This is a genomic window from Lysinibacillus sp. OL1, assembly GCF_004332175.1.
GTDB classification, from domain to species: Bacteria; Bacillota; Bacilli; order Bacillales_A; family Planococcaceae; genus Lysinibacillus; species Lysinibacillus capsici.
In genome coordinates, this window is sequence record NZ_SJDS01000014.1 from 112,329 (window position 1) to 121,415 (window position 9,087).

General features: G+C 38.1%; 7 protein-coding genes. All 7 read left to right on the forward strand.

All coding sequences use genetic code 11. The features are described 5' to 3' along the window. Positions 1–80 precede the first annotated feature (80 nt). The 7 genes from hutU to EW028_RS20790 all read left to right on the forward strand — a co-directional run bounded on the left by hutU (position 81) and on the right by EW028_RS20790 (position 8,756). Positions 81–1,751 carry a urocanate hydratase gene (gene hutU / locus EW028_RS20760; protein WP_131522201.1) on the forward strand — a complete coding sequence of 557 codons (1,671 nt, stop codon included), beginning with the start codon at positions 81–83 and terminating at the stop codon, positions 1,749–1,751. Further along, positions 1,748–3,025 (forward strand): imidazolonepropionase, encoded by a 1,278-nt coding sequence (gene hutI, locus EW028_RS20765; protein WP_131522202.1) that lies wholly within the window; start codon positions 1,748–1,750, stop codon positions 3,023–3,025. Before hutU ends, hutI begins: the two co-directional genes overlap by 4 nt. A gap of 153 nt (positions 3,026–3,178) precedes the next feature. Then, positions 3,179–3,979: an NUDIX domain-containing protein gene (locus EW028_RS20770; RefSeq protein WP_131522203.1), complete on the forward strand. Its 801-nt coding sequence runs from the start codon at positions 3,179–3,181 to the stop codon at positions 3,977–3,979. A gap of 81 nt (positions 3,980–4,060) precedes the next feature. Continuing rightward, positions 4,061–4,615 carry a cysteine hydrolase family protein gene (locus EW028_RS20775; protein WP_131522204.1) on the forward strand — a complete coding sequence of 185 codons (555 nt, stop codon included), beginning with the start codon at positions 4,061–4,063 and terminating at the stop codon, positions 4,613–4,615. A gap of 19 nt (positions 4,616–4,634) precedes the next feature. Continuing rightward, positions 4,635–6,092 (forward strand): nicotinate phosphoribosyltransferase, encoded by a 1,458-nt coding sequence (locus tag EW028_RS20780; protein ID WP_131522205.1) that lies wholly within the window; start codon positions 4,635–4,637, stop codon positions 6,090–6,092. A 25-nt stretch (positions 6,093–6,117) separates the two neighbouring features. Beyond that, positions 6,118–6,732: a nicotinate-nucleotide adenylyltransferase gene (nadD, locus tag EW028_RS20785; protein ID WP_048390705.1), complete on the forward strand. Its 615-nt coding sequence runs from the start codon at positions 6,118–6,120 to the stop codon at positions 6,730–6,732. Between the two features lie 170 nt (positions 6,733–6,902). Further along, complete coding sequence (locus EW028_RS20790) at positions 6,903–8,756, forward strand: SLC13 family permease (RefSeq protein ID WP_048390703.1); 1,854 nt, start codon at positions 6,903–6,905, stop codon at positions 8,754–8,756. Positions 8,757–9,087: the final 331 nt, after the last annotated feature.

A 9,087-nucleotide genomic window follows, 5' to 3' on the forward strand; every position in this document is an offset into this window, starting at 1 on the left:
TATGCAATTAAGTCTGAATATTCAGTTATTTTAGAGTTTTAGACAGCGTTATTTTTAATAGGAAAAGGAGCGTGTTTTTAATGGTATTTAAGACAGATATTCGTGCACCACGTGGAAATGAACTCACATGTAAGGGATGGACACAGGAAGCTGCAATGCGTATGTTAATGAATAATCTTGACCCAGAGGTGGCAGAGAATCCAGATGAACTGATTGTTTATGGGGGTATTGGTAAGGCTGCTCGTAACTGGGAAAGCTATGAGCAAATCATTGCCTCTTTGAAAGAATTAGAGAATGATGAGACTCTATTAATCCAATCTGGAAAGCCAGTAGCTGTATTCCGTACACATGAGCATTCCCCTCGAGTGCTGATTGCCAATTCAAACCTTGTACCAGCATGGGCAAATTGGGATCACTTTTATGAATTAGAAGAAAGAGATTTAATGATGTATGGTCAAATGACTGCTGGGAGCTGGATTTATATTGGTGCTCAAGGAATTTTACAAGGCACTTATCTGTCCTTTGTAGAAGCAGGAAAAAAGGTATTTGGTACTGCTGATTTACGGGGTAAATTCATCCTTACAGGTGGTATGGGCGGTATGAGTGGTGCACAGCCATTAGCAGGGAAAATGGCTGGTGCTGTAATCTTAGTTGTTGAAGTTGAACGTGCTCGCATTGAACGTAAAATCAAAGAAGGCTACTGTGATTATATTGTAGAAACTGTAGATGAAGCAATTGCATTAGTTAATAAATTACGTGACCAAAATGAGCCAGCATCCATTGGCCTTGTTGGTAACTGTGCTGATGTTAATCGTGAGTTGTTGAATCGTGGAATTATTCCAGATTTTGTGACAGACCAAACATCTGCACATGATCCGATTAATGGTTATGTACCTAATGGCATGACCTTTGAAGAAGCGCTAAAACTTCGCAAAGAGGATGTAAAAACATATGAGCGTAAAGCAAAAGAAACAATGGCAGAGCATGTTCGTACAATGCTAGAGTTCCAAGAGGCAGGCGCAGAAGTATTTGATTATGGGAATAACATTCGTGCCTATGCCAAAGAAATGGGTGTGACAAATGCCTTTGATTTCCCAGGCTTTGTACCAGCGTATATTCGTCCGTTATTCTGTGAAGGAAAGGGCCCATTCCGTTGGGCGGCGCTTTCAGGAGACCCTGAAGATATATATAAAACAGATGCACTGGCAAAAGAGATGTTCGCTGAAGATGAGGGGCTAGTCAATTGGATTGATATGGCACAAAAAATGGTGAAATGGCAAGGGCTACCTGCACGCATTTGCTGGTTAGGCTATGGTGATCGTCATCGTTTTGCATTAAAGGTCAATGAAATGGTTGCAAATGGTGAATTATCAGCACCAATTGTCTTTGGTCGCGATCACTTAGATTCAGGTTCTGTAGCATCACCAAATCGTGAAACAGAAGGGATGCTAGATGGTTCGGATGCGGTATCGGATTGGCCAATTTTAAATGCTCTAGTTAATACTGCAAGTGGTGCAAGCTGGGTAAGCGTACACCATGGTGGTGGTGTAGGAATGGGTTATTCACAGCATGCAGGTCAAGTCTTAGTAGCAGATGGATCAGAGCTTGCCGCTGAAAAAATTGCACGTGTATTAGTTTCAGACCCTGGAATGGGCGTTGCTCGTCATGCTGATGCAGGCTACGATATTGCTATCGATACAGCAAAAAACAAAGGTGTCCATATACCAATGTTAAAGGGTGATGTGAAGTGACTATTCTAATAAAAAATGCAAATGAAGTAATTACCTTGAAAAGTAATGTACAAGGACCACGTACAAAAGAACAAATGCAGGAAATTGCAGTAATAGAATATGGCAGTGTTCTAATTGAAGAAGAGCGTATTGTAGCAGTAGGAGCGTATGAGCAACTAGAAGCTGACTTCCCAGAATTAATAAAGAAGGCAGAAACGATTGATGCTACTGGTAAGATTGTTATGCCTGGCTTAGTGGATTGTCATACACATTTAGTGCATGGTGGAACACGCGAGCAAGAGTTTAATATGAGATTAAATGGTTCTACCTATATGGAAATCATGAATGCAGGCGGTGGCATTCATGCTACAACAAAGCGTACACGAGAAACAAGCTTTGATGAATTATATGAAAAAACGATGCAGCATTTAGATGTATTTTTAAAGCATGGCGTAACAACAGTTGAAGCAAAATCAGGGTATGGCTTGGATTGGGAAACGGAAAAGAAACAGCTAGAGGTCGCAAAAGAATTACACGCTGCACATCATATTGATGTCATTAGCACGTTTATGGGAGCTCATGCAGTTCCTCGTGATTATAAGGGGCGTGAGGATGAATTTGTGGATGTGGTGGTCAATGAGATGCTGCCAAAAGTAGCAGAACTAGAGTTGGCTGAATTTAATGATGTATTTTGTGAAAAAGGCGTCTTTACACCCGAACAATCCCGACGCATTTTAGAGGCTGGAAAAGCACTAGGCTTAACCCCGAAAATACATGCGGATGAAATCGAACCTTATCAAGGCGCAGAGCTGGCTGCGGAAGTAGAGGCCATTTCTGCGGAGCATTTGTTAGTTGCTTCTGATAAGGGAATTAAAAAAATGGCTGAAGCGGGTACAATTGCTGTATTGCTGCCAGGTACTGCATTCTTTTTACGTGCACCCTTTGCAAGAGGGCGTCTAATGATTGACGAGGGAGTGCCTGTGGCGATATCAACAGACTTTAACCCTGGGTCATCCCCAACAATGAGCCTACCCTTCATTATGAATTTAGCTTGCATGCATATGGGTATGACATTGGAGGAAGTATTAACGGCAACAACAATTAATGCAGCATATGCCCTAAATCGAGGCGAGCAAATTGGTTCCCTTGAAGCACATAAAAAAGCTGACGTACTTATCCTTGATGTTGCGAATTACAAGCAACTGCAATATTTCTACGGCATGAATCATACACATACAGTAATCAAAAATGGGCAAGTTGTTGTAAAAAACGGAATTCTGCTGAAAGATCAATAATAATAATGGGCATAAATAAGGCGGAGTAGCTTTATTTATGCTTTTTTTTATAAATTAGTTGCAAATGCTTTGCTGAAAGATTATAATTCTAATAAATAGTAATTATAGAATTACAAATTACTTAAAGCTTGTAATTATAGAAGGGGTTATACAATGACAAAATTTCGTACTGAAGAAGAAGTGCTTGCACATTATGATTCCTCAAAATATCTAACACCTGATGGATATACCGCAGATATTGCTATTTTTACAATTGTCTCAGAAAAAAAAGAAGAAAAAGCACCGCCGAACATGACGCTAAAGATTATGCTCATTAAACGTGCTACTAAGGATGCTGAAGGAAATCCCAATATTGAAGGAGGAAAATGGGCACTTCCAGGGGGCTTTGTAGATGCAAATCAAAAAGAAACTGCCTTTATCGCAGCAAAGAGAGAATTAAAAGAAGAAACAAATGTAGAAGGTTTACATGTTCAACATTTTGGTGTTTATGATGAGATCGATCGAGATCCACGCGGTTGGATGATTTCAAATGCATTTTATGCCATTGTTCCTGAGACATATATTGAGCAACGACAAGCGAATGATGATGCAGATGATGTAGAACTGTTCGATATAGAAAGTGTATTTACGCTTCCATTAGCTTTCGATCATCGAAAAATCATTTCCGATGCGTTGCATTTTATTAAAAGGGATATGATACAAACAACTGTTGCCAAAAACTTTTTACCACAAGAGTTTACATTGTCCGAATTGCAACGAGTACTTCTAACAGTTGGAGAAGATCCACGAATCTCTAACGATTCCGTATTCTTTACAAAAGCACCTAAATTACCATTTATCGAAAAAGCATTGGATGAAGAAGGAAAACCGAAGAAAACAAAAAGAAATTCGTTCCGGCCTTCCCAGCTCTATACATTTAATGATTTTGAAATGGTAGAGTCTATCTATCATTAGGAAAGATCCGTCTTTCCTGTTTATTTTAATAAATGTAATTTGTAATTTTAGTATTACTAATTAATTAAATGGAGTGATGAAATGATGAAAAAGCGTGCATTAATTAATATTGATTATACAGTGGATTTCGTTGCGACGGATGGGGCTCTTACTTGCGGAGAGCCTGGGCAATTGCTCGAACGTGCAAATGTTGATTTAACAAAGGAGTTTATTAAGAGGGGGGATTTTACAGTATTTGCGATAGATGTTCATGAAAAGGGAGATGTTTATCATCCAGAAACAAAGCTATTCCCACCTCATAATATTCGTCATACAGAAGGTAGAGAGTTATATGGTGCATTAAACGCATTATATGAAGAAAATAAAGATCAAGATTTCGTCTATTACATTGATAAAACGCGTTATTCTGCTTTTGCAGGGACAGATCTAGAATTGAAATTGCGTGAAAGAGGAATTACTGAGCTGCATTTAATCGGCGTTTGTACAGATATCTGTGTTCTTCATACAGCAGTAGATGCTTATAATAAAGGGTTCGATATCGTCATTCATAAAAATGCTGTCGCCTCCTTTAATCAAGCTGGACATGAGTGGGCGTTAAATCATTTCGAGCATACTCTAGGTGCAACTATTATTTGACATGAATGGAGGGGAAAATATGAAATATGTAGATGATAGTTTCATGTTACACACGGACCTATACCAAATTAATATGGTTCAAACTTATTGGCAAGATGGTGTTCATCAACGTAAAGCTGTTTTCGAACTATATTTTAGAAAGCTTCCATTTGGCAATGGCTATGGAGTTTTCGCTGGATTGAAAAAAGTGATTGAGTTTATTAATAACTTTGGTTTCTCTCAAAGCGATATTCAATATTTACGAGAAGAGGGGAAGTATCCCGAGGAATTTCTTGAATACCTAAAAGAACTTAAATTTACAGGGACAATTAAGGGGATGAGAGAGGGAGAATTGGTCTTTGCAAACGAGCCTATCCTGCGAATTGAAGCACCATTAGCAGAGGCTCAATTAATTGAAACGCCGTTGTTAAATATCGTTAATTACCAAACCCTGATTGCGACAAAAGCTTCACGTATCAAACAAGTGACGGGTGAGGATGTTGTAATGGAATTTGGAACCCGCCGCGCACACGAATTTGATGCTGCTATTTGGGGAACTCGTGCTGCTTATATAGGCGGATTCTCTGCAACAAGCAATGTAAGAGCAGGAAAATTATTCGGTATTCCTGTGTCAGGAACACATGCCCATGCGATGATTCAAACCTATCGAGATGAATATACTGCGTTTAAAAAATACGCAGCAGCCCATAAAGACTGTGTTTTCCTAGTAGATACTTATGACACACTACGTTCTGGTGTTCCTAATGCTATCCGCGTAGCGAAGGAGCTAGGGAATCAAATTAATTTTATTGGTATCCGTTTAGACAGTGGAGATTTAGCCTATCTCTCAAAACAGGCAAGGAAAATGCTAGATGATGCAGGATTTACAGCAACTAAAATTATGGCTTCGAATGATTTGGATGAATATACAATTATGCATTTAAAGTCACAAGGGGCGCAAATTGATGCTTGGGGAATCGGAACTAAGTTGATTACAGCCTATGATCAAGCAGCTCTTGGTGGAGTATACAAATTAGTTTCGATAGAAGACGAAAGTGGAGAACTAGTTGATACCATTAAAATTTCAGCAAATCCTGAGAAAGTGACTACACCTGGACGTAAACGTGTTTACCGTATTATTAATGCAGAGAATGGTCATGCTGAAGGAGATTATATTGCGTTAGATAATGAAAACATACAGCAAGAAGAAAGATTGAAAATGTTCCACCCTATTCATACGTATATTAGTAAATTTGTTACAAATTTTACCGCGAAAGAGTTACATGAAAGTATTGTAGAAAATGGAAATGTTGTTTATGAGGAGCCAACTATTCAAGAAATACAAAAATATGTACAGGAAAACTTACATTTATTGTGGTGTGAGTATAAGCGAACAATGAATCCTGAAGAATATCCAGTCGATTTAAGTCAAGCTTGTTGGGACAATAAAATGGCAAGCATACAGGCAATAAAAGAAAAGGTTTCACAACGTATTTAAAAGTAACTGCTAGGAGGTAGAGACGATGGCGAGAATAGGTATTTATGGTTCATCATTTGATCCTATTACCAATGTCCATCTTTGGACAGCAAGCACTGTAGCACATCGATGTAAGTTAGATAAGGTTATTTTTTTGCCTTGCTCAAATAAACGCAAAGATAAAACCATCAAAACAGCTGATACACATCGTTGGAATATGCTTCAGTTAGCTATTGCTAAAGACGATCGTTTTATAGCAGATTCCTATGAGATGGATCAAGAAGGCTGGAATATCTACACATATGACACTATGAAATACTTTAGAGAGAAGAACCCAGAGGATGAGGTGCATTTTATTATGGGTGCTGATTTATTAGTGGATATTGGTGCGGGTTTATGGAAAAAGGGCGACGCATTAGTAGCGGAGAATAAATTTATTGTAATGGCACGACATGGCATTGATATGCTCTCAACCATTAGTCGTTCTCCGATTTTAAGAAATAATGATGATGGAAGATTTCATCTTATCGATAAAGGGCTAGCGATGGAAATTAGCTCTACCTATATTCGAGAAGAATTCGCAATGGGAGGAGAACCGAGATATCTCTTGCCTACTGCTTGTTACAACTATATTAAAGAACATCATCTTTACCAAAAATAAAATAGTGAAGCTATCATTAATAAGTGTGGATGACTACCACACTTATTTTAATTTTGAAAAGATGGTGAATTTTATCATATAGAGCTCAGGGTAAGCTATAATAAAAATAGTAATGAAGTACAATTTTTTGCTGTCAATTTTTTGTAATGATTAATGTTAGAAAGGAATTCATGAATGTGCAGCTTACATTAACATTTCTTATTTTAGGAGCAACGATTTTCGCATTTGTGACCAATAAAATACGAGCAGATCTTGTAGCAATTGTGTCACTATTAGCGTTTGTTATTATGGATATTTTGACGCCCGCGGAGGCATTAGCTGGTTTTTCAAACTCTGTAGTTTTAATGATTGCAGGGTTATTTGTCGTGGGTGCAGGGATTTTACGTACGGGCCTGGCAGGCATGGCGGGGCAACTCTTACTAAAATGGTCAGGCAATAGTGAGCTGAAGTTATTTGTGCTACTGCTTATTATTGTAGGGTCGGTTGGTGCATTTATGAGTAATACGGGTACTGTCGCCTTAATGATGCCAATCGTTGTAAGTATAGCAATAAGTATGAAAGTCAGCCCTTCTAAATTTCTACTACCACTCTCCTATGTAGCAAGTCTTTCTGGTCTGATGACACTGATTGCGTCCCCAACCAATTTAATTGTCAGTCAGTTATTGGTTGATCGAGGCTATAACAAACTTGGCTTTTTTGAAGTAACTCCTATTGGTATCGTGGGGATGATTGCTGGCATTTCCTATTTAGTACTTGTAAGAAATATTTTATTACCAAAGGATCAAAACCGTACACAGACTAATGAAGGCTATAAACTTTCGCCGAAAAAAATTATTAAGCAATATGATTTAAATAATCGTCTATTTAAAATCTCCGTTCCTGAGGAGTCACCTATTATTGAAACATCGTTAGCGGAATTAAAACTACCAGCTAAGTATATGCTTTGTATGATGAAAATTCATCGGAAATCACAGGAGGGCATTAATTTACTACCGATGACTTATCAAGAAATGGCAGGACCAACTAGTGTCATTCATGCCAAGGATGAGTTATATGTTCAAGGAGAAATAGAGGATATTCGGCGTTTTGTTGAGGATTATCATCTTGAGATGCAAGGATTAGTTGAAGGAGAAGCCGATGAATTGGTATCGAAGCATCTGGGTATTGCAGAGGTATTGCTTACCCCAAATTCGAGCTTTATCAATGAAACGGTTAGTTCCCTTGGGTTCCGGGAAAAATACAATCTAAATATCATTGGTATTAATCGTAAGGGTGGTTACAAGCTTCAGGATATGGTGTCTCACAAATTAAAATTTGGAGACGCAATATTAGTACAGGGAGCATGGGATGAAATTCTTTTGTTAGCAAGAGAAACGCAAGATGTCGTGGTTGTAGGACAGCCGAAAGAACACGCAAGTGTGGCAGCAGCTACAGGCAAAGCTGGAATTGCGGGGATTATTATGTTATTCATGATTATTTTGATGGCATTTGAAGTTTTCCCTGCTGTCATTTCTGTGATGATTGGTGCTGTACTTATGATTTTAACAGGCTGCTTGAGAAACATGGAAGATGCCTATAGCAATATGAATTTTGAAAGTATTGTGTTAGTGGCTGCGATGTTACCAATGGCGACAGCGTTAGAAAAAACAGGGGGCATGACCATTTTATCTGATGGTATTATTAATGCTTTAGGTGGTTTCGGACCATACGGTGTACTCATAGGAGTTTATATTTTGACAGCTATTTTCGGTCAATTTATTAGTAATACGGCAACTGCTGTATTGTTTGCACCCATTGCCATGAGTGCAGCCATTGCAATGGAGGTTAGTCCCACAACATTTATGATTGCAGTCGCAGTTGCAGCAAGTATGGCATTTGCGACGCCAATTGCTTCCCCTACGAATGCACTGGTAATGACGGCGGGGGGCTATAAATTTATGGATTTCGTAAGAATAGGGGTTCCGTTACAGCTTGTTATGTTTATTGTGATGATGATAGCCATCCCGTTCTTTTTCCCATTTTAAAAACTCGGTTTCTTTACCGAGTTTTTTGTTTTTTTAAAGATCTATTATTTTTTTGTAGGAAATTATGATAAAATTATTTTCTAGTTCATGGTCTAATATTGAACTAGCTTGTGAATAGATTTTATAGTTATTAATATAGGAAGTTTTACTTTGGTAATAAAAATAATAAAGTTTTTTATTAAAAAGTGTTGACCTTTTAAAAATAAGGGTGTAGTATTATACAAGTCGCCAGGGTGACACGCTAAAATAAAGCAAAACATGAACCTTGAAAACTGAACAAGCAAAACGTAATCAATAAAGTTTTAAGTAACTAGCTTCGGTTAGTGAACAA

What these genes read in the sequence shown, in the direction of transcription:
- hutU (WP_131522201.1), top strand. Translation starts at nt 81, where the DNA reads ATGGTATTTAAGACAGATATTCGTGCACCACGTGGAAATGAACTCACA.
- EW028_RS20770 (WP_131522203.1), top strand. Translation starts at nt 3,179, where the DNA reads ATGACAAAATTTCGTACTGAAGAAGAAGTGCTTGCACATTATGATTCC.
- EW028_RS20775 (WP_131522204.1), top strand. Translation starts at nt 4,061, where the DNA reads ATGATGAAAAAGCGTGCATTAATTAATATTGATTATACAGTGGATTTC.
- EW028_RS20780 (WP_131522205.1), top strand. Translation starts at nt 4,635, where the DNA reads ATGAAATATGTAGATGATAGTTTCATGTTACACACGGACCTATACCAA.
- nadD (WP_048390705.1), top strand. Translation starts at nt 6,118, where the DNA reads ATGGCGAGAATAGGTATTTATGGTTCATCATTTGATCCTATTACCAAT.
- EW028_RS20790 (WP_048390703.1), top strand. Translation starts at nt 6,903, where the DNA reads ATGAATGTGCAGCTTACATTAACATTTCTTATTTTAGGAGCAACGATT.